The organism is Rhizobium sp. NFR12, assembly GCF_900108545.1.
Classification (GTDB): domain Bacteria; phylum Pseudomonadota; class Alphaproteobacteria; order Rhizobiales; family Rhizobiaceae; genus Neorhizobium; species Neorhizobium soli.
The window spans coordinates 128,096-153,857 of sequence record NZ_FNWM01000001.1 but is presented as its reverse complement, the minus strand read 5'-3'; the positions used below and the strand labels follow the sequence as shown (position 1 = coordinate 153,857).

At 61.3% G+C, this 25,762-nt stretch carries 27 protein-coding genes; 14 read left to right on the top strand and 13 right to left on the bottom strand.

Annotation, left to right across the window (positions count from 1 at the left end; all coding sequences use genetic code 11):
* Position 1: 1 nt before the first annotated feature.
* The 4 genes from BLW69_RS00705 to acnA all read right to left on the bottom strand — a co-directional run bounded on the left by BLW69_RS00705 (position 2) and on the right by acnA (position 5,321).
* A complete protein-coding gene (locus BLW69_RS00705; RefSeq protein WP_062462366.1) occupies positions 2-391 on the bottom strand; it encodes a DUF2794 domain-containing protein in 390 nt (129 codons plus the stop codon).
* A gap of 326 nt (positions 392-717) precedes the next feature.
* Complete coding sequence (locus BLW69_RS00700) at positions 718-1,485, bottom strand: DUF1223 domain-containing protein (RefSeq protein ID WP_062462362.1); 768 nt, start codon at positions 1,483-1,485, stop codon at positions 718-720.
* 177 nt (positions 1,486-1,662) lie between these two features.
* On the bottom strand, positions 1,663-2,400 hold the full coding sequence (locus BLW69_RS00695; protein ID WP_209902338.1) for a sulfite exporter TauE/SafE family protein: 738 nt from the start codon (positions 2,398-2,400) through the stop codon (positions 1,663-1,665).
* A gap of 227 nt (positions 2,401-2,627) precedes the next feature.
* Complete coding sequence (acnA, locus tag BLW69_RS00690) at positions 2,628-5,321, bottom strand: aconitate hydratase AcnA (RefSeq protein ID WP_062462356.1); 2,694 nt, start codon at positions 5,319-5,321, stop codon at positions 2,628-2,630.
* Positions 5,322-5,602: 281 nt separating this feature from the next.
* On the opposite strand from acnA, the gene ccmA reads away from it, so the two are divergent.
* From ccmA to BLW69_RS00665, 5 genes are read left to right on the top strand one after another with little or no spacing between them, the layout of a single operon-like run.
* Positions 5,603-6,247, top strand: coding sequence for a heme ABC exporter ATP-binding protein CcmA (ccmA, locus tag BLW69_RS00685; protein ID WP_092659283.1), 645 nt, complete (start codon positions 5,603-5,605; stop codon positions 6,245-6,247).
* Positions 6,247-6,906 (top strand): heme exporter protein CcmB, encoded by a 660-nt coding sequence (ccmB, locus tag BLW69_RS00680; RefSeq protein WP_092659281.1) that lies wholly within the window; start codon positions 6,247-6,249, stop codon positions 6,904-6,906. The genes ccmA and ccmB overlap by 1 nt, the downstream gene beginning before the upstream one ends.
* 40 nt (positions 6,907-6,946) lie before the next feature.
* Positions 6,947-7,729 (top strand): heme ABC transporter permease, encoded by a 783-nt coding sequence (locus BLW69_RS00675; RefSeq protein ID WP_062581625.1) that lies wholly within the window; start codon positions 6,947-6,949, stop codon positions 7,727-7,729.
* Position 7,730: 1 nt separating this feature from the next.
* Complete coding sequence (gene ccmD / locus BLW69_RS00670) at positions 7,731-7,910, top strand: heme exporter protein CcmD (protein ID WP_062462343.1); 180 nt, start codon at positions 7,731-7,733, stop codon at positions 7,908-7,910.
* Positions 7,907-8,521, top strand: coding sequence for a DsbE family thiol:disulfide interchange protein (locus BLW69_RS00665; protein WP_092659279.1), 615 nt, complete (start codon positions 7,907-7,909; stop codon positions 8,519-8,521). The genes ccmD and BLW69_RS00665 overlap by 4 nt, the downstream gene beginning before the upstream one ends.
* Before the next feature lie 35 nt (positions 8,522-8,556).
* Here BLW69_RS00665 and BLW69_RS00660 read toward each other — a convergent pair whose 3' ends face one another.
* The 7 genes from BLW69_RS00660 to BLW69_RS00630 form a co-directional block, all read right to left on the bottom strand.
* The gene (locus BLW69_RS00660; protein WP_092659277.1) at positions 8,557-9,144 is read right to left on the bottom strand and encodes a DUF2585 domain-containing protein; all 588 of its coding nucleotides are present in this window, start codon (positions 9,142-9,144) and stop codon (positions 8,557-8,559) included.
* Complete coding sequence (locus tag BLW69_RS00655) at positions 9,141-9,791, bottom strand: septation protein A (RefSeq protein ID WP_062462334.1); 651 nt, start codon at positions 9,789-9,791, stop codon at positions 9,141-9,143. The genes BLW69_RS00660 and BLW69_RS00655 overlap by 4 nt, the downstream gene beginning before the upstream one ends.
* Positions 9,792-9,846: 55 nt before the next feature.
* A complete protein-coding gene (gene ftsY, locus BLW69_RS00650) occupies positions 9,847-11,223 on the bottom strand; it encodes a signal recognition particle-docking protein FtsY (protein ID WP_092659275.1) in 1,377 nt (458 codons plus the stop codon).
* Between the two features lie 16 nt (positions 11,224-11,239).
* Entirely contained in the window at positions 11,240-12,526 is a 1,287-nt protein-coding gene (mtaB, locus tag BLW69_RS00645; RefSeq protein ID WP_092659273.1) for a tRNA (N(6)-L-threonylcarbamoyladenosine(37)-C(2))-methylthiotransferase MtaB, read from the bottom strand.
* On the bottom strand, positions 12,523-13,443 hold the full coding sequence (gene dapF / locus BLW69_RS00640; protein WP_092659271.1) for a diaminopimelate epimerase: 921 nt from the start codon (positions 13,441-13,443) through the stop codon (positions 12,523-12,525). The genes mtaB and dapF overlap by 4 nt, the downstream gene beginning before the upstream one ends.
* Before the next feature lie 112 nt (positions 13,444-13,555).
* Positions 13,556-14,143 (bottom strand): biliverdin-producing heme oxygenase, encoded by a 588-nt coding sequence (locus BLW69_RS00635; RefSeq protein ID WP_092659269.1) that lies wholly within the window; start codon positions 14,141-14,143, stop codon positions 13,556-13,558.
* Positions 14,144-14,206: 63 nt separating this feature from the next.
* Complete coding sequence (locus BLW69_RS00630; protein ID WP_092659267.1) at positions 14,207-15,280, bottom strand: MBL fold metallo-hydrolase; 1,074 nt, start codon at positions 15,278-15,280, stop codon at positions 14,207-14,209.
* 406 nt (positions 15,281-15,686) lie between these two features.
* Here BLW69_RS00630 and ffh point away from each other — a divergent pair, with 406 nt between their 5' ends.
* From ffh to trmD, 5 genes are all read left to right on the top strand, one after another.
* On the top strand, positions 15,687-17,252 hold the full coding sequence (ffh, locus tag BLW69_RS00620) for a signal recognition particle protein (RefSeq protein WP_092659265.1): 1,566 nt from the start codon (positions 15,687-15,689) through the stop codon (positions 17,250-17,252).
* 12 nt (positions 17,253-17,264) lie between these two features.
* Positions 17,265-17,579, top strand: a complete 315-nt coding sequence (locus BLW69_RS00615) for a chorismate mutase (protein WP_062462309.1) — start codon at positions 17,265-17,267, stop codon at positions 17,577-17,579.
* A 58-nt stretch (positions 17,580-17,637) separates the two neighbouring features.
* Positions 17,638-18,003, top strand: coding sequence for a 30S ribosomal protein S16 (gene rpsP / locus BLW69_RS00610; protein WP_062462306.1), 366 nt, complete (start codon positions 17,638-17,640; stop codon positions 18,001-18,003).
* Positions 18,004-18,134: 131 nt separating this feature from the next.
* A complete protein-coding gene (gene rimM / locus BLW69_RS00605) occupies positions 18,135-18,701 on the top strand; it encodes a ribosome maturation factor RimM (RefSeq protein ID WP_092660924.1) in 567 nt (188 codons plus the stop codon).
* A gap of 5 nt (positions 18,702-18,706) precedes the next feature.
* Complete coding sequence (gene trmD / locus BLW69_RS00600) at positions 18,707-19,387, top strand: tRNA (guanosine(37)-N1)-methyltransferase TrmD (protein WP_092660922.1); 681 nt, start codon at positions 18,707-18,709, stop codon at positions 19,385-19,387.
* On the opposite strand, the gene BLW69_RS00595 is transcribed toward trmD, so the two are convergent.
* Positions 19,384-20,130 (bottom strand): sulfite exporter TauE/SafE family protein, encoded by a 747-nt coding sequence (locus BLW69_RS00595; protein WP_092659263.1) that lies wholly within the window; start codon positions 20,128-20,130, stop codon positions 19,384-19,386. The genes trmD and BLW69_RS00595 overlap by 4 nt on opposite strands.
* Positions 20,131-20,400: 270 nt before the next feature.
* Here BLW69_RS00595 and rplS point away from each other — a divergent pair, with 270 nt between their 5' ends.
* The 3 genes from rplS to BLW69_RS00580 all read left to right on the top strand — a co-directional run bounded on the left by rplS (position 20,401) and on the right by BLW69_RS00580 (position 22,816).
* On the top strand, positions 20,401-20,937 hold the full coding sequence (gene rplS / locus BLW69_RS00590; RefSeq protein WP_062462300.1) for a 50S ribosomal protein L19: 537 nt from the start codon (positions 20,401-20,403) through the stop codon (positions 20,935-20,937).
* Positions 20,938-21,141: 204 nt separating this feature from the next.
* Positions 21,142-21,939: a transporter substrate-binding domain-containing protein gene (locus BLW69_RS00585; protein ID WP_092659261.1), complete on the top strand. Its 798-nt coding sequence runs from the start codon at positions 21,142-21,144 to the stop codon at positions 21,937-21,939.
* A gap of 40 nt (positions 21,940-21,979) precedes the next feature.
* Positions 21,980-22,816, top strand: a complete 837-nt coding sequence (locus tag BLW69_RS00580; protein WP_092659259.1) for an amino acid ABC transporter permease — start codon at positions 21,980-21,982, stop codon at positions 22,814-22,816.
* 25 nt (positions 22,817-22,841) lie between these two features.
* Here the strand turns inward: BLW69_RS00580 and BLW69_RS00575 are convergent, their stop codons facing one another.
* Positions 22,842-23,870: a sensor domain-containing diguanylate cyclase gene (locus BLW69_RS00575; protein WP_092659257.1), complete on the bottom strand. Its 1,029-nt coding sequence runs from the start codon at positions 23,868-23,870 to the stop codon at positions 22,842-22,844.
* Between the two features lie 329 nt (positions 23,871-24,199).
* Here BLW69_RS00575 and leuC point away from each other — a divergent pair, with 329 nt between their 5' ends.
* The gene (gene leuC / locus BLW69_RS00565; RefSeq protein WP_062462289.1) at positions 24,200-25,609 is read left to right on the top strand and encodes a 3-isopropylmalate dehydratase large subunit; all 1,410 of its coding nucleotides are present in this window, start codon (positions 24,200-24,202) and stop codon (positions 25,607-25,609) included.
* The last annotated feature ends 153 nt before the right edge of the window (positions 25,610-25,762 follow it).

The following is a 25,762-nucleotide window of genomic DNA, read 5'->3' as shown; positions in this document are numbered from 1 at the left end:
TTCAGTCGATGAGCTTCAGCGCCTTGTCGAACACTTTCAACACCTGTGGCAGCTCGTGACCACGCTTCAGGATCACGCCGTTTGTGTTGATGACGGAATAGGCACCCTGCTTGTTGGCAAGCTTGGGGTTCTTCTCGATCCTGAACAGCGGCAGCTCGCCCGATCGCTTGAAGATCGAAAAGACGGCCTTGTCCTTCAGGTGATCGATCGCGTAATCCTTCCACTCGCCCTCGCCCACCATCCGACCATAGATCCACAGGATGGAGTCGAGCTCTCGACGGTGAAACGTCACGGGCGCAGGATCGAGGCTCTGTCGGTATTCGCTGAGATTGACGACGACGGCAGCATCGTGAGGCCGGTGGCCCCTCGGAAATTCAGGCTGATCGGTCATCAAGACTCCCAATCATAGATGTCAAAGCAGTGACAGTGTGCCCCGACATTTTAGAAATTGCAACGCTGGCATACCCGGTTACCGGCTGCCGCGATGTTTTCTGAGAAAGCCGTATTTCGGTCAAAACAGCGCCCGAATTGCAAGCGAGATTGTAGATGTTGGTTTGGCGCGTTCTTTAGCGCCATTTGGCCCGGTTCGGTTCGCTGACCCTTACCCCCAGCCCCCCAGTGGATTTGGACCGGGCCGCCAACAAACTTCCCGTCGAAAAGAATGAGCGCGCGGCGCTCCGCGACCAGCTTGCTGGTGAGCGGTGTTGGTATGCCCTGTCAGTCGTCCAGCTTCTTGCGCCCGGCCATCAGGATTGTTGCGCCGATGATTTCGGCCGGCTCGCCGTTCGGGCCCGATGCCTGAAGCAGGATTGCGCAACCGTCCTTCTTGGACTTGCCCATCAGCTTGCCTGGCAGCTTCAGCGACATGGTCTGGCCGTTCCACATGCCAACGGACTGCACGTCGTAGACGCTATGCCAGTAATCCATGTTCTTGCCGCTGTTTTCGCCCTTCGTCACCTCGACCTGCTGCTTCTTCGTGAAGTAGGCGACGACGACTTCGGCCTCGGCCGGTATCTGTGCATTGCCGGCGCCGATCTCGATCTCGATCTCGTCTCCGTGCATGGCAGCCGAGACGGGAACAACCAGCCCCTCTCCCTTGCTGCGCATACCATCGACCTTGGAGTTGATGCCGACCAGGTCCGTACCTTTGACATGGTCGCGACCGTTGATGATGGCCTGCGGCGTGTACACGCCGCTGCGGCCCATCGTCTTGGCATAGCCGTACTGACGCTCGGTATTCTCTTTGGAGGCAAGCGTATCGGTCCAGCCGAGATAGTTCCAGTAGTCGACGTGATAGGACAGCGCCACGACGTCGCCCTGGGCCACAAGCTGGCTGAACGTGGTGTCCGCAGGCGGACAGGAGGCACAGCCCTGCGAGGTGAACAGTTCCACGACGCCCTTCGGGGCCTTCGATTCCCCTGCCGAAGCCGAGCCTGCTATCAGCAGACCGGCAACGAGGACCATGGAGCGAAAACGAAGCAGCATGAATGGCAAACCCTTTGATAGGTTGTTTGTTATCCACGATTGCGAGGGGCAATCAAGGCCATAACGGTGGGACGCCGGATAAGTAACCGCGGCACCGGTTCAAGAGGAAGTCACGAACGGGTGAGGATCCGACATGTGATCGCTCTCTGCGATCGCGTGTCCGGCCCGTTCCGCCTGTTAGAAAAAGCTCAGCAATCCCTGGGTCAGGTAGACCGCGCCGACGCCGGTCACCACCCATCGGGTCCAGCTCCGAAAATTGGCGTCCGTCATCTTTTGCAGGATACCGTTGCCCGCCCGAGCGCCGAGGATGGCGATCGGCGCGGCGATCAGCACCGCCACCATGTCGACGGTCGGAAGGTTCGAAGCGGCATCCCAGTAGAAGGCGATCTTTGCCAGATGCGAGATCGTTTGAATCGACGCCTTGGTGGCGATGACCTTGCGCCGGTCCATCTCGGTGCGAATGAAGAAGATATCGACCGTCGGACCTGCCACGCCGACGCTGATCGTCATCCCACCCGACAGCAGTCCAGCCAAAAACGCATGCGAGGGACGCGACGCATCGAGCTGCAGCCTGTTGACCGGTATCCAGACGAGAACAGGCATCAGGCCGACACCGATCAGAACCACGATCAGGCTTGGCGTATAGCTCGTCAGAAACAGGATGAGGGCGGAAACCGCCACACCAGAGCACAGGATCGAGAGGATCTTCCAGTCGATATAGGCACGGGAGAACCAGGCGCGGGATCCGTTGGAGACCATCTGGATGACACCCTGGATCGCGATGGCGGTGCCGACCGGATAGAGAAACAGCAGCACCCACAAGAGGATCAGCCCGCCCGCCATGCCGAAAATCCCAGACAGAAGCGACGTCAGGAAAACCGTAACGGCCATGCCGATGAAAATGATGAGGGACAAGGAATGAAGACCTTAACGTCGGTGGCCAAGGCGAAATGCTCACCACCGCATCCCCGTGCTGGTCAGGGGAATTGAGCGACCCGGCACATGCAGGGTCGGCAAACCGGTTCTCCAGCCCAGGGGTTTGGGCTGACGAAGTCTTGCGAAAAGCACATCCAGGCGGGTGAGCCGATCGCCGTCAAAGAATTTCCACCCGCCGGTCTGACCGGCGGGTGGAGGATTTTTTATTAAGCGACCAGATCGCGAAGAACGGTCTGCAGAATGCCGCCGTTGTTCATGTAGATCACCTCGTCCAGCGTATCGATGCGGCAGAGGATGTTGATTTCCTTCACCGAACCGTCGCCATAGGTGATCTTTGCGATCTTCCATTCGCGCGGCTTGATATCGCCTTCGAGACCGACGATCTCGACCGTCTCGTCACCCTTGAGGTCGAGCGAAGCCCAGGTCACGCCCTCTTCGAAGACGAAGGGAACGACGCCCATGCCGACCAGGTTGGAGCGGTGGATACGCTCGAACGACTGGGCGATGACGGCCTTGACGCCGAGCAGGTTGGTGCCCTTTGCAGCCCAGTCACGCGAGGAACCGTTGCCGTATTCGACGCCGGCAAAGATGACCAGCGGCGTGCCTTCATCCTTGTACTTCATGGCCGCATCGTAAATCGACATCTCTTCCTTGGACGGGTAGTGGATGGTGTAGCCACCTTCCTTGCCGTTCGGGCCGAGCATGTGGTTGCGGATGCGGATGTTGGCGAACGTGCCGCGCATCATGACTTCATGATTGCCGCGACGCGTGCCGTACTGGTTGAAGTCGGCAACGGCGACGCCGTTTTCCGAAAGGTAAGCACCGGCTGGCGAAGCAGCCTTGATCGAACCGGCCGGCGAGATGTGGTCGGTGGTGATCTTGTCGCCGAACAGGCCAAGGACGCGTGCGCCGTGGATGTTCTTGAGACCGGTTCCCGTCTTGCCCATGCCGACGAAATACGGCGGGTTCTGCACATAGGTCGACTTGTCGTCCCATGCATAGGTGTCGCCGTCAGGGATCTGGACTGCCTGCCAGTTCTCGTCGCCCTTGAACACGTCCGCATACTTGCTCTCGAACAGTTCGCGGGTGACGTATTTCTGGATGAACTCCTGAACTTCCTTGGAGGTCGGCCAGACATCCTTGAGGAATACCGGCTGGCCATCGCTGCCGATGCCGAGCGGTTCCGTGGTCAGGTCCTTGCGCACCGAGCCGGCCAGCGCATAAGCGACGACGAGCGGCGGCGAAGCCAGGTAGTTGGCCTGGACGTCAGGCGAAATACGGCCTTCGAAATTGCGGTTGCCGGAAAGAACGCCGGCAGCAATCAGACCCTTGTCGTTGATCGTCTTGGAGATCGGCGCCGGCAGAGGACCGGAATTGCCGATGCAGGTCGTGCAGCCGAAGCCGACGAGGTTAAAGCCGATCGCATCGAGCGAATCCTGCAGGCCGGACTTGGCGAGATATTCGCCAACAACCTGCGATCCCGGTGCAAGCGACGTCTTTACCCACGGCTTGGACGTCAGACCCTTGGCGACTGCGTTGCGGGCGAGAAGGCCAGCCGCGATCAGCACCGACGGGTTGGATGTGTTGGTGCAGGACGTGATGGCGGCAATCGCCACATCGCCATGACCGAGATCGTAATCCGTGCCTTCAACCGGGTAGCGGTTTTCAAGCTGGCCCGGCTTCTTGTAGTCGGTGTCCATCGAGCCAGCGAAACCGGAGGCGATGTTCTCGAGCGAGATGCGACCTTCCGGACGCTTCGGGCCGGCCATCGACGGCACGACGTCGTTGAGGTCGAGTTCCAGCGTGTCGGTGAAGACCAGCTCGGCACCGTCGGTGTCGCGCCACATGCCCTGAGCCTTCGAATAGGCTTCGACGAGCGCGATGCGCTCCTTGGTGCGGCCGGACATGTGGAGGTAGCTGACGGTTTCGGCATCGACCGGGAAGAAGCCGCAAGTCGCTCCGTATTCCGGACCCATGTTACCGATCGTCGCACGGTCTGCGACCGGCATGTTGTCCATGCCTGGGCCGAAGAATTCGACGAACTTGGAAACCACGCCCTTCTTGCGCAGCATCTGCACGACTGTCAGCACGAGGTCGGTCGCGGTGACGCCTTCCTTGAGCTTGCCGGTCAGCTTGAAGCCGATGACTTCTGGCAGAAGCATGGAGACAGGCTGGCCGAGCATCGAGGCTTCCGCTTCGATACCGCCGACGCCCCAACCGAGAACGCCGAGACCATTGATCATGGTCGTGTGCGAATCGGTGCCAACGCAGGTGTCCGGATAAGCGACGGTTTCGCCGTCTTCTTCACTGGTCCAGACCGTCTGGCCGAGATATTCGAAGTTCACCTGGTGGCAGATGCCGGTGCCGGGCGGAACGACGCGGAAATTCTTGAACGCCTGCTGTCCCCACTTGAGGAAGCGGTAACGCTCGCCGTTGCGCTCGTATTCGAGCTCGACGTTGCGGGCAAAAGCAGTCGGTGTGCCGAATTCGTCGACGATGACCGAGTGGTCGATGACGAGATCGACCGGAACCAGCGGGTTGATCTTTTCAGGATCGCCGCCGAGTGCCTTGATGCCGTCGCGCATGGCTGCGAGATCGACGACTGCCGGAACGCCGGTGAAGTCCTGCATCAGCACGCGGGCTGGACGATAAGCGATCTCAGCCTCGGCCAGACCCTTGTTGTTGAGCCATTCGGCAACCGACAGGATCTGGTCCTTGGTAACGGACTTTCCGTCTTCGAAGCGCAACAGGTTTTCAAGCAGAACCTTCATCGAGAAGGGCAGCTTGGAAACGTCCGGCAGACCATTCTGCTCGGCTTTCGGAAGGCTGTAATAGACATAGTCCTTACCGCCTACGGTAAGGACGGAGCGACAATTGAAACTGTCGACAGATTTAGCCACGGATAAACCCCGCTGATGTAAGAGCCAACACGCGCGTGCGGACGCCTATGCACTTCATGCACATCAGGATGCGGGTACGACCATTTCCGCTGTCCGCACGAAAGGACTTTTGAAGATCCTCAAGTTCGGCGCTAGATGAAAATCACGCCGGCCGCTGGCGTGTTGCGATGCTTATAGATAATTTCTAAGAAGCGTTCCAGACACTTTGACGCAGGTCGCCAAACATTTTTTGGCAGCGGTGTGATCGAAGGCTTAATCCGGCCCGAAAAGGCATAGACCATATGCGGCTGATTGCCGAAAATCTGAGCGCCCGGCGCGGCGAAGATCTGATCTTCCAGGGCGTCTCCTTCGCACTGTCTGGCGGCGAAAGCCTTGTTCTGACGGGGAAAAACGGATCAGGAAAATCCACGCTGCTGCGCGTCGTCGCAGGCCTCCTGCGCCCCGAAAGCGGCACCGTCACCTGGCAGGCGGACACGGCTGACAAGGGCATGCGGGCCGCCGAAGCCTGTCATTACCTCGGCCACCGCAACGCCATGAAAGCCGAGCTTTCCGTGCATGAGAACCTGACATTCTGGCAGAAGTTTTTCGGAGCCTCGCCGCAGGGCAAATCTCTTCCGGTCGACGAAGCGGCCGACGCGGTCGGCCTTTCCGACATCACCCATCTGCCGTTCGGATATCTTTCCGCCGGCCAGCAGCGGCGCATGGCATTTGCCAAGCTTCTCGTCTCCTTCCGGCCGGTCTGGATCCTCGATGAACCGACCGCGGCACTCGACGTGAGTGCGGAACGCGTGTTCACCGGGCTGATCGAATCACATCTCCGAAACGGCGGCATCCTGATCGGCGCCACCCACCAACCGCTCGGACTGGAGAACGCGCAGGAACTGAAGATGGCCGGCTTTACCGGTATCGCCGAGGAGGTCTGGTGATGACCGCTCTCCTTCTGCGCGACCTGAAGCTTTCCGTCCGTGCCGGCGGTGGCGCGTTGATCGGCGTCCTGTTCTTCATCACGGTTGTCGCCGTCATTCCCTTCGGCGTCGGTCCCGATCTCAACCTCCTGTCGCGAATCGGTCCGGCGATCGTCTGGATCGGAGCGCTTCTCTCCGCCCTGCTCGGCCTCGACCGGATGTTCCAGACCGACCGCGAGGATGGATCGCTGGACCTGATGCTGATGCAGGAGCATCCGCTTGTTCTGACCGTGCTCGTCAAATGCCTCGCCCACTGGATCGGCAACGGCCTGCCGCTGGTCATCGCCTCGCCGCTGCTTGGTCTGTTCATGAACATGGACGAAGTGGCGATCGGCGCCACCATGCTGACACTTCTGGTCGGCACGCCGGCGCTCACCTTCATCGGTGCCGTCGGCGCAGCTGTTGCGGTGACCCTTCCCCGCGGCGGGCTGCTCGTCGCGATCCTCGTCCTGCCGCTTGCCGTACCGGTGCTTATCTTCGGGGTCAGCGCCTCCTATGCGGCGGTGGAGGATCCCGCTCCATTCCTGCCACCTTTTCTGATACTGGTGGCAATCACGATGTTTTTTGCAGTGCTTGGGCCCCTTGGCGCGGCACTCGCTTTGCGAAACGCCGACGATTGATTAGATGGAACCTCTTCTCGTCCTGAAGTAGAAAACCCAGATGTCCGAAAGCCTTGCCATCACCAAATTCAGCGATCTCGCCAACCCGACCCGGTTTCTCGGCCTGGCCTCGCGCGTCCTGCCCTGGCTTGCAGCGGTCACCGCGATCCTGTTTGCAGCAGGCCTCTATCTGAGCTTTGCCGGCGAAGGCGACTATCAGCAGGGGCTGACGGTTCGCATCATGTATGTGCACGTGCCCGCGGCATGGCTGTCGATGATGTGCTACACGGTGATGGCGCTTTCGGCGATCGGCACGCTGGTCTGGCGCCATCCGCTGGCAGACGTTGCCCACAAGACCGCCGCCCCGCTCGGCGCCGCGTTTACCCTGATCGCACTCGCCACAGGCTCTCTCTGGGGCAAGCCGATGTGGGGAACCTGGTGGGTCTGGGATGCGCGCCTCACCTCCGTCTTCGTGCTGTTCCTGATGTATCTCGGCCTGATCGCGCTCAACCGCGCCATGGATGATCCCGGCAAGGCCGCACGCCTTTGCGCCATCCTCATCCTGGTCGGCTTCGTCAACATTCCGATCATCAAGTTCTCGGTGGATTGGTGGAACACGCTGCATCAGCCGGCAAGCGTCATTCGCATGGGCGGATCGAGCATCGACGGGTCTTTCCTGCGGCCGCTGCTTGTGATGGCACTGGCCTTCACGATGTTGTTCTTCACCCTGCACATCGCCGCCATGCGCAACGAGATCTGGCGCCGCCGCGTGTCGGCGCAGCGCCGGATGGCAGCAAGAATGGCCGGCGACAAACCCGGCCTGACGACTGAGATGAGCACGTGACATGAGCCACACATTCTATATCGCCATGTCCTATGGAATTGCCGGCCTCGTCTCGCTCTGTCTGATCGGCTGGGTCTGGCTCGATGGCCGCGCCCGCCGAAGGGAGCTTGCGCAGCTCGAAGCCGCCGGCATCCGCCGCCGCTCGGCAACGTCGCCGGCGCCGGAAGGCGGCAAGGCATGAGCGCCGAACCCTCGTCCTCGCAGGACATCCAGCCGAAACGTCGCGGTCTTGCCCGTTACGCATTCGCGCTGATCCCGCTTCTTGCTTTCGCAGGCTTTGCCGCAATCGCCGGCAAGATGCTCTACGACCAGGATGTCAACGGACGCGACATTTCCGCCATTCCGTCAGCCCTGATCGGCAAAAAAGCGCCGTCCCTGGCGCTGCCGCCTCTCGAAGGGTCCCGGACGCAAGCGCTGACCTCCTCTGCCATTTCAGGCAAGCTGACGCTGGTCAATGTTTTCGCGTCCTGGTGCGTCCCCTGCCGGCAGGAACATCCGATCCTGAAGCAACTGGCAGAAGACAGCCGGCTCACCATCGTCGGCATCAACTACAAGGACCGCAACGACAACGCGCTGCGCTTCCTCGGCGAGCTCGGCAACCCCTACAAGGCGATCGGCATCGACCCGACCGGCAAGTCCGCGATCGACTGGGGCGTCTACGGCATTCCGGAAAGCTATCTGGTCGGCCCTGACGGCACGATCCTCTACAAGAAGGTCGGCCCCTTCGACACCCGCAGCGTCACCCAGGATCTGCTACCGGCAATCGAAAAAGCGGCCGCAGGTAAAGGCTGAGCTGGCACTTGCTGATTCTGAACCTCGCTCAACGCCTAAACCGCGTTTTGCCAGACCTTGATGGCATCCACGGGCCAGACCAGCATCAGCACGTTGAGGACGAGGTTGTCGCGGATCAGCCAGCCGGTGAAGAGCTCGAAGAACACGGCGATGCACACCGTGAGCCAGACGGGCGCGCGTGCGGCAACTACGAAGCCGAGCGCCATGAACACCGTATCCATCGCCGAGTTGATGATGCTGTCGCCTGAATAGCCGAGCGCCATCGTCGCGGTCCGGTAGCGATCGATGATAACGGGAGAATTTTCGGCGATCTCCCACGCGGCCTCGAGGAGGACGGCAAGCGAGAGCCGGGCCGGCACCGACGCTCGGCGCAGGATCAGCCAGCCGAGCCCGTAGAACAGAAAACCGTGGATGATGTGGGACGGCACATACCAGTCGCCCAGATGCTGCGAATTGCCCGACGAATTCACCTCGGGCTCGAACAGTTTGATATAGCCGCATTCGCAGATCGGAACGCGGCCCATCGCATAGAGAATGGCGATCTGCGCCACAAACAGGACCAGCGCCGCGACAAGCCAGCGCCGTCCGGATGAACCGCTTGAGGACAGCACCCCGGCAGTCACACCTCGGAACCTGATTTCGGCTCTTCGACGGAGTGCCGCATGATCAGCGGCATCTGCGACAGCGTGAACAGGATGGTGATCGGCATCGTGCCCCAGACCTTGAAGTTGACCCAGGCCTCGTCGGAGAAATTGCGCCAGACCACTTCGTTGAGCACGGCGAGAAACAGGAAGAAGATCCCCCAGCGCAGGGTGAGCTTTCTCCAGCCCTCTTCATTCAGGCTGAAGGCGGCATTGAAGACATAGCCGAGCAGCGACTTGCCGAAGAAAAGCCCGCCGAGCAGCACCACGCCGAACAGCGTGTTGACGATGGTCGGCTTCATCTTGATGAAGGTTTCGTCCTGCAGCCAGATCGACAGCGACCCGAACACCATGACGACCACGCCCGACACGAAGGGCATGACCGGCAGATGCTTGAAGACGATCTTGGAGATCACCAGCGAGATCACCGTGGCGACCATGAACAGCGCGGTTGCCACCAGAAGCGGGCCGCCGACGGCCGAAAGCGCCGGGAATTTCTGCACCAGCCATTCGCCGCGCAGGTTGCCGAAGAAGAAAACCAGGAGCGGCCCGAGCTCCAGCGCCATTTTCAGGCCCGGATGCTGCTTTTCTTCCTTGGTCGGCTTGGTGTCGCTTTCAATCGTCTGCATGGGGTCCAACTTTAAAGCCAGTAATTGCCTGGAGCAAATTCGTTTCTGTGTGTCATCAATGGGGCGCGGGCGCCAGCCCGGCGATCGCTTCGGCGAAATCCTTGGCCTCGAAAGGCTCAAGATCGTCGACCCCTTCGCCGACACCGACGAAATAGACCGGCAGCTTGTGCTTGGCGGCGATCGCGACAAGGATACCGCCGCGCGCAGTGCCGTCGAGCTTGGTCATGATCAGACCGCTGACGCCGGCGATATTGCGGAAGATCTCGACCTGGTTCATCGCGTTCTGGCCGGTCGTCGCATCGAGCGTCTGCAGCACCGTATGCGGCGCGTCCGGATCGAGCTTGTTCAGCACCCGCACGATCTTTTCGAGTTCCGCCATCAACTCGGTCTTGTTCTGCAACCGGCCTGCGGTGTCGATGATCAGCACATCCGACTTGTTGGCGCGCGCCTGCTCGAAAGCGTCATAGGCAAGGCCTGCCGCATCGGCGCCGAGCTTGGTGCCGATAAACTGCGATCCCGTCCGATCGGCCCAGATCTTCAGCTGCTCGATGGCAGCGGCACGGAACGTATCCCCGGCGGCCAGCATCACCTTCAGCCCGGAGCCCGAAAGTTTCGCCGCAAGCTTGCCGATCGTCGTCGTCTTGCCGGTGCCGTTGACGCCGACGACGAGAATGACATGCGGCTTGTGGCTGAGATCGAGCTGCAACGGCTTGGCGACCGGCGTCAGCACCTTGGTGATCTCCGCCGACATGATGCGCGACACATCCTCGCCAGTCACGTCCTTGCCGTAGCGTTCGGAAGACAGCGTGCCGGTGATCCGCATTGCGGTCTCGACGCCGAGATCGGCCTGGATCAACAGATCCTCGAGATCCTCGAGCGTCTGGTCGTCCAGCTTGCGCTTGGTAAACAGCGCCGCGATCTGGCCGGTCAGCTGCGACGAGGTCCGCGACAGGCCTTCGCGCAGACGCTGGAACCAGGTGAGTTTGGCAGGCGGCACGATGGTGACCGTCTCCGGTGCCGCACTGGCGGTGGAAAAGCCCCTGGGCAGAACCGGCGCCTCGATCGGGGCGGACGTGACGTCTGCCGCCGCTTCGGCTTCGAGCAAGGACAACGGCACGATGCCGAGTTCGGAGGTTTCCTCGACACCCGGGAGAATGGCAGCGTCGTTCTCGGTGGCAGCCTCGGAAACCGGCTCGTCGACGTCAGCCATGTCGGCCGGCGCATCCGACACCGGACCGCCGGCGGTCTCGATCTCGATCGCGGCAACCGGATCGACAGCTGCAACGGGCAGGTCTTCCGAGCGCGTCTTGGGTTCAAGCTCCGCCTGAACGGCATCCGCTTCGCTGATCGGTGCCGGAGCACGATCTTCGACCTGCTGTTCGGGGGGGACGTCGCCGAAGGTGAAGACGCGTTTGATGAAACTCAGTGCCATAAGAAATCCGTTCCGGTCAGGCCGCCCGCTCTGTGGCGGGAGCGGCCATGACCCGCATGTCGAGATGTTTGCCGTTATGGCCAGTTATCATAATGCGCTGGACGTTCCGGGGAACCAGCCCCGGCACGGCGACCAGCGAAAAGTTTTCGGTATGCGCCAGGCCGTTGTTTTCAACGATGACGATCTGTTCGGTCCCCACCATGCGGTCGAGATGGGCTTTATGCAACGCCTCACCCGTTGCGCGAAGCCGTGCTGCGCGCTCCTTGACCAGTGCCCGGTCGAGCTGCGGCATCCGCGCGGCCGGCGTTCCGGGACGCGGGCTATAGGGGAAAACATGCAGGAAGGAAATGCCGGCGTCTCGCGCAAGCGTCGCCGAATTTTCAAACATCTCTTCCGTCTCGGTCGGAAACCCGGCGATCATGTCAGCACCGAATGCGATCTCGGGCCGTAAGCGCCGTGCCTGTTCGACAAAGGCGAAAGCTTCGGCGCGGCTGTGCCGGCGTTTCATCCGCTTGAGGATCATGTCGTCGCCATGCTGCAGCGAGAGGTGCAGATGCGGCATGAAGCGCGGCTCGTCGGCGATCAGATCCCAGAGATGATTATCCGCCTCGATACTGTCGATAGACGACAGCCGCAGCCGCAGGATGTCAGGCACCTGCTTCAAAAGCGTCTTCGCAAGAAGCCCGAGCGTCGGCTGGCCGGGAAGATCGCTGCCGTAGCTGGTGGCATCGACGCCGGTCAGCACGATCTCGCGATATCCGCTTTCGGCAAGCCTGCGCGCCTGTTCGACGACGGCACCCATCGGCACCGAGCGGGAATTGCCGCGACCGTAGGGAATGATGCAGAAGGTGCAGCGATGGTCGCAGCCGTTTTGGACCTGGATAAAGGCACGCACGTGACCATCGATATGGCGGATCATCTGCGGCGCCGTCGCCTTGATGCTCATGATGTCGTTGACGCGCAGCTTTTCTTCCGACGAAACGCCGAAATCCGGAAGCGCGCGGTAGGACTGGCTGTTCAGCTTTTCCTCATTGCCGAGCACCATGTCCACTTCGGGCATGTCGGCAAAGGTCTGCTTTTCGGTCTGGGCGGCACAACCCGTGACGACGATCCGGGCGTGAGGATTGTCACGACGTACACGGCGGATCGTCTGGCGGGCCTGGCGCACGGCTTCGGAGGTCACAGCACAGGTATTCACCAGCACGGCATTGTTGAGCCCGGCCTTTTCGGCCTCCGCCCGCATCACTTCCGATTCGTAGGTGTTCAGCCGACAGCCAAAGGTGATGACCTCGACGCCACTCAATGGACCTGCGCCCCTTGGTAAGCGCCCTGCCCCAATTCCTCGTCACGCGAAAATTCACCGGTGACCGGATCGACCTTGCCGGACCATTCCCATTCCGCAGGGCCGGTCATCACCACGTGATCGTCTTCACGCCACTCGATGACGAGCGGCTGCCGGGTGGGCGCCGAGGCAACATCGATGGTCACGGTGCGACCCGTGCGGCCGGTGCGTGCAGCGGAGACGCCGGCGGCACAGGCGGCAGAGCCGCAGGCAAGCGTCAGACCCGCGCCGCGTTCCCACGTGCGGGTGCGCAGCGATGTTTCCGATGTCACCTGCGCCAGCGTGATATTTGCCTTTTCAGGAAAGATCGGATGGTTTTCGAGAAGCGGTCCGAACCGTTCCAGATCGAAGTTCATGGGATCGCGATCAACCCAGAAGATCGCATGCGGATTGCCGATCGCCATTGCGGACGGCGAATGCAGGATCGGCGCATCGATCGGGCCGATCTGCAGCTCGATCCGGCTGGTATCGTAGAATTCTTCAGACAACGGGATCTTGTCCCAGGCAAAGGCCGGCTTGCCCATATCGACCGAGATCGTGCCATCCTCGTGCTCACGCGCATTGAGAATGCCGGCAACCGTCTGGAAGGTGAAAACCTTGCGGCCAGTCTCGGAGCTCAAGGCCTGCACGACGCAGCGCGTGCCGTTGCCGCAGGCCTGGGCCTTGCTGCCGTCGCAGTTCAGGATGTCGATAAACGCGTCGGTACCCGCTATCTTCGGATCGTGGATCGCCATGATCTGGTCGAACTGGGTCGCAGCATCAGCGTTGAGCGCAACGGCTGCTTCCGGCGTGACCTTGTCGGCGCGACCGCGCATGTCGATGACCAGGATCTTGTTGCCAAGCCCGTTCATGCGCGCAAATTCGACCTGTTCTGCCATGATTGCCAACCCGTGCGGTAAATTACCGGTCATCGGCCGTATATGGCGGAAATCGCCACGAATTGCCAGTAGCGCGCGCAACTTGTGCGGCGAGCGCCATTCTCCGATAGTGTCATCCGAAGATCTGGTCGACCAGCGCATGCACCCGGCGGAACGCCGCCCTGGCACCCTCGGCCGCCTCGAGTTCCTCCGCCTCGGTCAGCAGAAGCTCGTTATAGGCCGAAACGAAATTGCGCCAGTGCAGGCCGCGGCCGTCCGTGTGGCCGGCCAGATGCCGCGCACCGAAATCGTCCGACAACCCGAGCTTGGCCGCTTCCTTGCGCAGGAAGGCTGCCCCGAGATTGGAGCCCTCGGCGACGTAGAGCCAGCCAAGCGCGGTCGCAGGGTTCAGGGGGCCGGTCGTCGATCCCAGCTGTTCCGGCACGCCGCCGAGATCCGCGATGTCGTGGCGAAGCGCTTCCAGCCGGCAACGCTCGGCAAGGCCGGGAAGCAGCCGGTTGAGTTCGGCGGCCGCGTAAAGCGGCGCGACATCGGCGTGAAACCGATGCTGGACGTCGAGAAACAAGGCATAGCGCTCGCGATTGGCGAATGGCTCCGCACGCATGATCCGCTTGTCGAGCGTATCATGCGTACCCGCTGTCTGCGCCTTGAGGCGCTGGATGCGAGTAGCGTCCGTCAGGCGGTCCAGTTCGATCTGCATATGTTGCCCCATTCACTCATGTTTCCGCATCAAGCAAACTGTGGAGCGGCTCGTCAAGCTCCATCACGCCGGAACGTCGAAAACCTCACCTGCCCGCATCGGCCGGAATCGTTCACGCGCAATACCACGACTGTCGAGCGCCGCAAACAGCGCCTCGACCGGCTGGTCGATGCCCTCGTCCGTCAGCTTGACCGTGCCCCAGTGATGCCCGGCAACAAAGGAGGCTCCGCAAAGCTGCATCCCTTCGACGGCTTCCTGCGGATTCTGATGCTGCGCCTTCATGAACCAGCGCGGCTCATAGGCGCCGAACGGCAGGTTCGCGAGGCGGAAAGGACCATGCTTACTGCCCGCGGCGCGATAGTTGACGCCCTCGTGAAATCCGGTATCGCCCACATGATAGACCTTGCCGGCCGGCGTTTCAAACACGAAGGCCGCCCACAATGCCTTGCGCCTGTCGCCGAGCCCCCGCGCCGACCAGTGATGGCAGGGCTCGCAGTGAAACACGACGCCGGGCGCGACTGTCTCGCTGCCGCCCCAGTCCATGACCGTGATCTTCGCATCCGGAACCTTCGAGCGGATGATCGCATCATTGCCGAGCGGGGTGATGAAATGCGGCTTGTCGCGTCCCTCAAGCACCCACAGCGTCTCCAGATCCATGTGGTCGTAGTGATTGTGGGTAACGAGCACGATATCAATCGGCGGCAGATCACCGATGCGGATACCCGGAGGATTGACTCGCTTCGGCCCAGCAAAGGTGACAGGGCTTGCGCGCTCCGACCAGACCGGATCGGTCAGGATGTTGACGCCCGCGACCTGGATCAGCAGCGACGCATGGCCGACCATGGTGACGACAAGACGATTGCCGGTCACGCGCGTCTCCGGCACGGCCTGCGGAAACGGGCTAGCAAACGTGTCCGGCCAGGGAATATTGCCGTTGCCGAACTTCCAGCGCAGGAGGTCGAGAGTTCCACGCGGTTCCTCGCCACCGGGATTGAAGAAATGCGTTCCGTCGAAGTGATCGGACACCGGCCCGGAATAATAGCTGTTGGCTGCCATGGCACCTCGTGCGGTCAACCCGCCGGCAAGGGCCACCACTGCGCCGATCCCGGACCATTTGAGAAAATTGCGACGTTTCATGAGGTCTGTTCGATCACCACGGTTTGCAAGAGCTGCGCCATCAAGGCCACCTCTATCTAGGTTCGCATGTATCCCCTATAGAATACGGCAATTCGCGCACGGGCGGAAGCTTGCGGCAACATCAGATCTCCGGCATCTCGTCAGCGGACGCCCTCGCCCGCGGCAAAACCCCGGCGCGCCTTGACTTCCAACCCCATTTCCTGTTTAAGCCCGGCAATCTGCTGACAAGTCCGAGAACTTGGAGCCGCCGACCGGGAGCCGAACTATTCGGAAACCCGGAGGTCAACACCCGACAGCGCGTGGCGCCCTCGGGTGCTATTTGGCTTTGCGTACTCTTTGGCGCCTTGTATTTGCCGGCAAAAGAACCGACGTTTTTGGGCACCCGGAAACGAAGAAGGAATACACGATGTTCGAAAACCTCCAGGACCGTCTTGGCTCCATTCTGAATGGACTGACCGGCCGTGGCGCATTGAGCGAAGCGGATGTGTCCGCCGCCCTGCGCGAGGTTCGCCGTGCGCTTCTGGAAGCCGACGTGGCGCTGGAAGTGGTGCGCGCCTTTACCGACAAGGTTCGTGAAAAGGCCGTCGGCGCCGAGGTTCTGAAGTCGATCAAGCCCGGCCAGATGGTCGTCAAGATCGTCCATGACGAACTGGTCGAAATGCTCGGGTCCGAAGGCGTCGGCATCAGCCTGCATGCCGCGGCCCCTGTTGTCATCATGATGGTCGGTCTGCAGGGTTCGGGTAAAACCACGACCACAGGCAAGATCGCCAAGCGGTTGACCGACCGCGAGAAGAAAAAGGTGCTGATGGCGTCGCTCGATACGCGACGTCCGGCAGCTCAGGAACAGTTGCGCCAGCTCGGCGTCCAGACCGGCGTCGATACGCTGCCGATCATTGCCGGCCAGTCGCCGACCGATATTGCCGCGCGCGCCGTACAGGCGGCAAAGCTCGGTGGCCACGACGTCGTCATCCTCGACACCGCCGGCCGCACGCATATCGACGAACCGCTGATGGCAGAAATGGCGGAAATCAAGCGGAAGTCCAATCCGCATGAAATCCTGCTGGTCGCCGACAGCCTGACCGGCCAGGACGCCGTCAATCTGGCCCGCAATTTCGACGAACGCGTCGGCATTACCGGCCTTGTTCTGACCCGCATGGATGGCGATGGCCGCGGCGGTGCAGCACTTTCGATGCGCGCCGTCACCGGCAAGCCGATCAAGCTGATCGGTGTCGGCGAACGGATGAACGAACTCGAAGAGTTCCATCCCCGCCGTATCGCCGACCGTATTCTCGGCATGGGTGACATCGTCAGCCTCGTCGAAAAGGCAGCCGAAAACATCGATGCGGAAAAAGCCGCGGCGATGGCCAAGAAGATGCAGTCGGGCAAGTTCGACCTGAACGACCTTGCCGACCAGCTGCGCCAGATGAAATCGCTCGGCGGCATGGGCGGCATCATGGGAATGATGCCCGGCATGGCCGGCATGAAGGACAAGCTTGCCGCATCCGGCATGAGCGACAAGATGTTCGACCGCCAGATCGCCATCATCGGCTCGATGACGAAGGCCGAACGCGCCAACCCGGATATGCTGAAGCACTCCCGCAAGAAACGCATCGCAGCCGGCTCCGGCACGGACGCGTCCGAAATCAACAAGCTGCTGAAAATGCACCGCCAGATGGCCGACATGATGAAAATGATGGGCGGCAAGGGCAAGGGCGGCATGATGAAGCAGATGATGGGCGGCCTTGCCGGCAAGATGGGTCTTGGTGGCATGGGTGGAATGGGCGGCATGCCCGATCTTTCCAAGCTCGATCCGAAGCAGCTGGAAGCCCTGCAGAAGCAGGCTGAAGCTGCCGGCATGAAGCCTGGCTCGATGCCGGGTCTCGGCGGTGGAATGCCGGGTCTTGGCGGCGGAAAGCTCCCCGGCCTCGGCGGCTTCCCGGGTCTTCCCGGCCTGCCTGGCAAGAAGAAGTGAGGGGAGGACGCGATGGTTGACCCTGAGATCAAGGCAAAGCTTTCAAGCTACCGCCAATCGATCGACAATATCGATGCGGCACTGGTGCATATGCTGGCGGAACGCTTTCGCTGCACCAAGGAAGTGGGCGTCCTCAAAGCCCAATACGATTTGCCGCCGGCAGACCCGGCGCGCGAGGAATACCAGATCGAACGCCTTCGCCGTCTGGCGGACGACGCTCATCTGGATCCGGATTTCGCCGAGAAGTTCCTGAACTTCGTCATCAAGGAAGTCATCCGGCATCATGAAGCCATCGCCGCCGAACACGGCGGTAAGGAAACAGCTTAAACCAATAACGACACGGCCCGCCGGGACGGCGGCCCAGACAAACCTAGGAGTGAATACAATGCCCTTGAAGATCCGTCTTGCCCGTGGTGGCTCGAAGAAGCGTCCTTACTACACGATCGTCGTCGCTGACGCCCGTTCGCCGCGTGACGGCCGCTTCCTGGAAAAGGTCGGTTCGTGGAACCCGATGCTTGCCAAGGACGACGCAAAGCGCGTTGAAGTCAACGTAGAGCGCGTTCAGCATTGGCTCGACAACGGCGCACAGCCGACCGACCGCGTTCTGCGCTTCCTGGCAGAAGCCGGCGTTGGCCAGCGCGATGCCAAGAGCAACCCGGAAAAGGCGAAGCCGGGCAAGAAGGCTCAGGAACGCACTGCCGAGCGCGCAAAGAAGATCGAAGACGCCAAGGCAGCTGCTGCCGCGGAATAAGATCTGCTTCTTTTGCTTCGACGGGTGGTGCGGCAACGCACCGCCCGTTTTGCTGTTTTCATTCCGCCGAGACTGTTTTCATTTCACTGTGTTGCGCTTAAATGGGCGCGAAGAAACCGGAGCCTTCCCGCATGACCAAGCTCGAAAACCCAGTTCTGATGGCAACGATCGGCGCTGCCCAGGGCCTGCGGGGCGAGGTGCGGGTGAAATCCTTTACCGAGGATCCGACCGCACTCGGCGACTACGGCAATCTTTACACCGCGGACGGCCGGGTCTTCGAGATCCTCGATATCCGCGAGGCGAAAACCGTCGTCATCGTCCGCTTCCGCGGCATCAACAGCCGCGAGGATGCAGAAGCGCTGAACGGCATCGAGCTGTTCGTCGACCGTGACAACCTTCCGGACGAGGAACTGGACGACGACGAATTCTATTACGCCGACCTCGAGGGCCTGGAAGCGGTCGACAAGGACGGCAAGAGCTTCGGCACGGTCAGCGCCGTTTTCGATTTCGGCGCCGGCGACCTTCTGGAGCTGAAAGGCCCCGGCCGTCGGCCGTCGCTCATTCCGTTTACCGAGGCAGCCGTTCTGGAGATCGATCTCGAAGGCGGCAAGATCCTGATTGATCCCGAAGCCGCAGGCCTCATCGAAAACCCGGACGAAGACGGCGCGAACTCGAATTTTCCCCGCAAGGACAAGTGACCGCGATGCCGTTTCGCGCCACGGTGCTCACCCTCTATCCGGAAATGTTTCCCGGCCATCTCGGCTTTTCCCTCTCCGGCAAGGCAATGGAACGCGGGCAGTGGTCGCTGGAAGCGATGCAGATCCGTGATTTCGCCGAGGACAAGCATCGCACCGTCGATGACACGCCGGCCGGCGGCGGCGCCGGCATGGTGCTGAGGGCGGATATTCTGGCAAAGGCGATCGATTCCCTCGCGGACGACAGCCGCCCCCGCCTGCTGATGAGCCCGCGCGGAAAGCCGCTCAGCCAGAAGCGCGTTCGCGAGCTTGGCGATGGCGAGGGCGTGGTGATCGTCTGCGGACGTTTCGAAGGCGTCGACCAGCGGGTGATCGATGCACGCCAGCTCGAGGAAGTGTCGATCGGCGACTATATCCTTTCGGGCGGCGAGCCGGCAGCCCTGACCCTGCTCGATAGCGTCGTGCGCATTCTGCCGGGCGTGATGGGCAATGCCCTGTCCGGCACCCACGAAAGCTTCGAGCACGGCCTGCTCGAACATCCGCATTATACCCGCCCACAGGTCTTCGAAGACCGGGAAATCCCCGCTATTCTGACCTCCGGCAACCATGCCGCGATCGAGAAATGGCGGCTCGAACAGTCGCTGCGGCTTACTCGGGAACGCCGCCCGGACCTGCTGAACGAAAGCTAGCCGGTGACGAAATAGTAGACGGTCAGGCCTGCGCCGACCGCCACCACGCACCAGCGCAGCACTGCCTGCGGAACGCGTCGTGCGAGCCACACGCCGCAATAGCCGCCGAGCGCGCCGGCCGGCATCATGATGATCGTTTCCGGCCAGGCAATCACGCCGCCGCCGACGAAGACGACGATCGCGACGCCGGCAATCAGCGCCGCCAGCATGTTCTTCAGCGCATTGAGATGGTGATAGCTGCCGCCGGTCGTCAGCCCCAGCACCGCCAACATCATGATCCCCATTCCGGCCCCGAAGAACCCACCATAGATCGATGTCAGGAACTGACCGATGACCGAAAGCGGCGAGTTGGCAGGGCGCTCGGACGAGGCTTTCGGCTTCAGCCACGGGCCTGCGGCAAACACGGCGGTAGCAGCGCCCAGGAGCCACGGCACGACCTGGCGAAACGCGTCATTGTCGAGCGCCAGCAGGATCAACGCTCCCAAAATCGAGCCGATGACGGAGACGATTGCGAGCGCCAAAGCACTTCGCCAGTGCCTGGCAATCTCGCGGCGATAGGCGAGCGTCGAGGTGACATAGCCCGGAAACTGCACGATCGACGACGTTGCATTGGCCGAGATCGGCGGCACGCCGGCAAGCGTCATGGCGCCGAAGACGAGAAACGTTCCGCCGCCGGCAATCGCGTTGGCGGCGCCCGAGAAAAAGCCGGCCGCGGCCAGCAGCACCACCATGGTGATCGACATCAATCCTCCCGAATTCTTTTCGGTCAGCCTTTAGACCTGCTATGGAGAGCCAGCAAGCGGCGAAAACGCCACCGATCGCCACAAAATTGCGGCATGCCCGATGACAAGCGCATGCCTTTCGTGTAATGGCGCGAACGGAAATGGGAAAACTGTCCCGTCTGCCAGCAACAAAGAATGGCGAAACGCTCTGCCGCAAGGCAGATCCAGAGGCTTTGACCAACGGATCCTAAGAGCGCTCTGGCTGTTTCAGAAAAACCTGAGGTTTGACACATGAACATCATCCAGCAGCTTGAGGCCGAACAGGTCGCCAAGATCGAAGCCAAGCGCTCGCTTCCAGAATTTTCCCCGGGCGACACCGTCCGCGTCAACGTCCGCGTGACGGAAGGCACCCGTACCCGCGTACAGGCCTATGAAGGCGTTTGCATCGCCCGTTCCGGCGGTGGCATCAACGAAAGCTTCACCGTTCGCAAGATCTCCTACGGCGAAGGCGTCGAGCGCGTATTCCCGGTCTACTCGCCGCTCGTCGAAGGCGTCGAAATCGTTCGCCGCGGTCGCGTCCGTCGCGCCAAGCTGTACTACTTGCGCGATCGTCGCGGTAAGTCGGCTCGTATCGTCGAGAACACCGGCACGCGTGCACGCAAGCTGAACGAAGCCGAGCGCGCTGCAGTTGTCGAAGAAAAGGCACGCATCGAAGCTGAAAAGATCGCAGCAGCACAGGCTCTCGCCGCCGACAAGGCAGCAGCAGAAGCCGCTGAAGCGAAGGCTGCGGAAGAAGCAAAGGCTGCAGAAGCAGCATCTGCTGAATAAGATTTCCCTTCATGGGATGAGAAAAGGCGGCCGGTTGGCCGCCTTTTTTATTGCCTGCGATTGCCCTTGGGCATTGATATCGATCCCATGCAGTTGCGTCTGCAAAGCCAAACCCAGCGATCTTCGTCTGAGGGAATGGTTGTGCTTGTCTTCCCGCAGAAATTGGTGAGATTTGGCTGAGATATTTCTCTTGAGGATCGCCCCATGCTGAAAAGACGTTTTGTCATTGCCGCCCTCGCAGTTGCAAGCCTGGCACCGGTCACTGCTTTTGCGCAAAACCTGCCGGACCTGAAGGCCCGATCGGTCGTCGTCGTCACCGAAAACGCCTACCCGCCCCTGCAGTTCGTCGATCCGAAGACGGGCAAGGCGATCGGCTGGGAGTATGATGCGATGAACGAGATCGCCAAGCGGTTGAATTTCAAGGTCGAGTACCAGAACGTCAGCTGGGACGCGATGATCCAGGCCGTGTCCGATGGCCAGTACGACATCGGCATGACCGGCATCACCATCAAGGATGAACGCAAGGCACAGGTCGACTTCTCCGATCCCTACCTGCGCTCCGAACAGTTCATGCTGGTGCGTGGCGACGAAACCCGCTTTGCCGATGAAAAGGCCTTTGCGGCCGTAGACGGCGCACTGATCGGCGCCCAGCCGGGCACATCGCCCTTCTACACGTCAGTCTACAGCATCCTCGACGGCAACGAGCAGAACCCGCGCATCAAGCTGTTCGAGACCTTCGGCGCAACCGTGCAGGCGTTGAAAGGCGGCGACGTCGATCTCGTGCTGACCGACAGCGTCGCGGCCAAAGGCTATGTCGACGCGTCGAGCGGTGGGTTGAAGGTGATCGGCGGCCCGCTCGGAGCCGAAGATTTCGGCTTCATCTTCAAGAAGGGATCGGATCTCGCAGCGCCCGTCAACGCCGCGATCGCCGCGCTGAAAGCCGACGGCACGCTGGATGCCCTGAACAAAAAGTGGTTCCTCGACTACAAGATGGGCCAGTGACCATCAGGATGGCAGGCTTCGCGGACAGGGTCGAAACCTGATGACCTTTCAGACCCTGCCGACATCGGGCGGCGATGGTGATCGTCCGTGGTGGCTCGCAGCCGTCGTCGTCATAGGCCTCGCGCTCGCAGCCGTGATCGTCGTCAACGATCTCTATGCCCAGGTTTTCGCCACCGTCTCGCGCGGCATCTGGGTGACTGTGTTCGTGACGGTCACCGCCTTCGTGCTTGCCACCGCGCTAGGCCTGGCGATCGCGCTTGCCGGTCTTTCCGATCGCCTCGCGCTGAGGCAGGCGGCGCGCTTCTATGTGGAAGTCGTGCGCGGCATCCCGATCCTGGTTCTTTTGTTCTACATTGCCTTTGCCGGCGCACCGGCGATCGTCGGTTTTTACAATGTCCTGATCGCGCCGCTGGTCGACGGCGGCTTTCTCGAGCCGATGCAGGTCCGTGATCTCTCTTTGATGTGGCGTGCGATCATTGCGCTGACGATCGGCTATTCGGCCTTTATCGCCGAGATCTTTCGCGCCGGTTTCCAGTCCATCGATCGCGGCCAGGTCGAAGCGGCCATGGCGCTCGGGTTGACGCGGGGTCAGCGCTTTCGCCTCGTCATCTTTCCGCAAGCGATACGGGTGATCTTCCCGCCGCTCTCGAACGACTTCGTTGCCATGGTGAAGGACAGTTCCCTCGTCTCGGTTCTCGGCGTCGCCGATATCAGCCAGGCCGGCAAGATCTATGCGTCCGGCTCGTTCCGGTTTTTCGAGACCTATTCGATCGTCGCCTATATCTACCTGATCCTGACGATCGGCCTGTCGATCGCCTTGCGGCAGGTCGAAAAGAAGATGCGGGAACAGGGGATCAGAAAGGCAAGCCGTCTATAGAAGGCATCGCCCGCATTCGCCGCCGTCAGGATGACCTGAGGACGAACCTGTCGCGGCCGGAGGCCTTCGCCTCGTACAGCGCTTCATCCACGGCCTGCAACAGGCTGAGGCGATCCGACCCTGCATGCGGCGCAAGGGCAGCACCCACGCTCAGACGTGCATTGACGATATGCCTGCCCACGGCAAACGGGCTGCGGAACCGTTTCACGAGGCGTTCCGAAAGACCGGCCAGCGCATCGGCATTGGCAAGGTTCGGAACGAAGACGGCGAACTCGTCGCCACCCATCCGGACGGCAATTTCCTGGACACCGAGGCATTCGGTAATGCGTTGCGCCGCCTGCTTCAGCACTTCATCGCCCGCGGGATGGCCGAGCGTGTCGTTGATCGTCTTGAACCCGTCCATATCCATGTAGAGAACGCCGACCGTCTGCTGCGCCGAAAATGCATCGGCCAGCATGCCGTCGACGATCGAGACCAGCGCCGCGCGATTGTAGAACCCGGTCATCGGATCGGTGATTGCGGCCAGCCGGAGCTTTTCCTCGGCAAAACCCATCACATGATTTGCCTTCTGCAGCCGCAAAAGACCGCTCGCCACCTCGGCGAAATGCATGAGATTGGCGATCTCCCGGTCGCTGAATTCGCGCGGCTCGGTATCGAGAAGGCAGAAGGCACCAACGGGAAGACCCGGCTCCAGCGCGACCGGCGCACCGGCATAGGACCTGAAACCCGGCTCGCCCAGCACATAAGGAAGATCGCGCAGTTCCGGATGGCGGGCAAGATCGGGAACCACCACGACCTCGTTGTCGAACACGACACGGGAGCAGATCGAGATGTCGCGCGGGCATTCGCTCGTTCGAATGCCAACTTGGCAGGCCACCCGATGCCAATCGGCGTCGACGATGTTGACGGCCGCATAAGGCGTCGTGAACACATCCTTGGCAAGCTTCACAAGCGCCTCGAGCTCCGGCGTGGAGGGTCCGTCGGCGGAAATCAGGGCCCGCACAGAGAGCAGGCGTTCAGCCTCGTTGTCGGGAAGCTGGGCTGGCAAAGCCATTCTCGTCTCCTCTTTCAGGCCCGGGAGGCGCTGCAGACCGGCCCCCCATGAGGGGGTTCCTTTAGTAGCGTTCTCGCATGTACGTTTTCTGGAGGCAATTGCCGAGAATTCAAAAAACTGCTACACCCTTTGCCATGGGATCGAAATTCGGATGTCTCGCGAACCGCATGATCGTGCTGCAGGACCACAAGCGTCTGCCGTCACGCTTTTTTGCGCGCGTATCCGGCGCTCTATGCAGCCGACTTAGCTGACCGGGCAGACATGTCCGGCGCGGCCTAAGATGCCGCCTCTATTTCCCCACCCATTCTCAATCTTATTGGACCGCAGCCATGAGCGCACCTCGTACTTTGTATGACAAGATCTGGGACGACCACGTCGTCTCCCGCGATGAAAACGATACCTGTCTTCTCTATATCGACCGTCACCTGGTGCATGAGGTGACGAGCCCGCAGGCCTTCGAGGGCCTGCGCCTTGCCGGACGCAAGGTGCGCTCGCCGCAGCGCACGCTCGCCGTCGTCGATCACAACGTGCCGACCTCGCCTGACCGTCACCTCGGCATCAAGAACGAGGAAAGCCGCATCCAGGTCGAGGCGCTGGCCGAAAACGCCAGGGATTTCGGCGTCGAATACTTTTCCGAAAGCGATGTCCGCCAGGGTATCGTCCATATCGTCGGGCCGGAACAGGGTTTTACCCTGCCAGGCATGACGATCGTCTGCGGTGACAGCCATACCTCGACGCACGGCGCCTTCGGTTCGCTGGCGCACGGCATCGGCACGTCGGAAGTGGAGCATGTTCTCGCCACCCAGACGCTGCTGCAGACCAAGGCGAAGAACATGCTGGTCCGCGTCGACGGCAAACTGCCGGCGGGCGTCACGGCAAAGGACGTCATCCTGTCGATCATCGGCGAAATCGGCACCGCCGGCGGCACCGGACACGTCATCGAGTTTGCCGGCGAGGCGATCCGGTCGCTCTCCATGGAAGGCCGCATGACCGTCTGCAACATGACGATCGAAGGTGGCGCTCGTGCCGGCCTGATCGCGCCTGACGAGACGACGTTCGAGTATATCAAGGGTAAGCCGCGCGCGCCGAAGGGCACGGCGTGGGATATGGCCGTCGACTACTGGAAGACGCTGCATACGGACGAAGGCGCTCATTACGACAAGGTCGTGGTGCTGGACGCAGCCGCCCTGCCCCCGATCGTTTCCTGGGGCTCCTCGCCCGAGGACGTGACTACGATCGAAGGCACGGTTCCCGATCCCGACCAGATCAAGGACGAAAACAAGCGCACCTCCAAATGGCGCGCGCTCGAGTATATGGGCCTGACGCCGGGCACGAAGATGACCGACATCACCATCGATCGCGTCTTTATCGGCTCCTGCACCAACGGCCGCATCGAGGATCTGCGCGCTGCGGCAAAGATGGTCGAAGGCAAGACCGTTGCGTCGACGGTGTCGGCCATGGTCGTTCCGGGCTCCGGCCTCGTCAAGGAACAGGCGGAAGCCGAAGGTCTCGACCGGATCTTCAAGGCTGCCGGTTTCGATTGGCGCGAGCCTGGCTGCTCCATGTGCCTTGCCATGAACGACGACCGCCTGAACCCCTATGAACGTTGCGCTTCGACCTCGAACCGCAATTTCGAGGGCCGTCAGGGCTCCAAGGGCCGCACCCACCTCGTTTCCCCCGCCATGGCCGCAGCAGCCGCCGTCGCCGGTAGATTCGTGGACATCCGCGACTGGAAATAGGCCGAGAGCCTTTGACACCCGATCAGCAAAGCCGCTCGATGTGAAAGCATCCGGCGGCTTTTTGCTGCGATGAACAACGCTCACAGCCGGTTCAGGAAAACACGTTTGACCTTTCGGGACGCGCCAATACGGTAGATTTTTTGAGGAGAACGG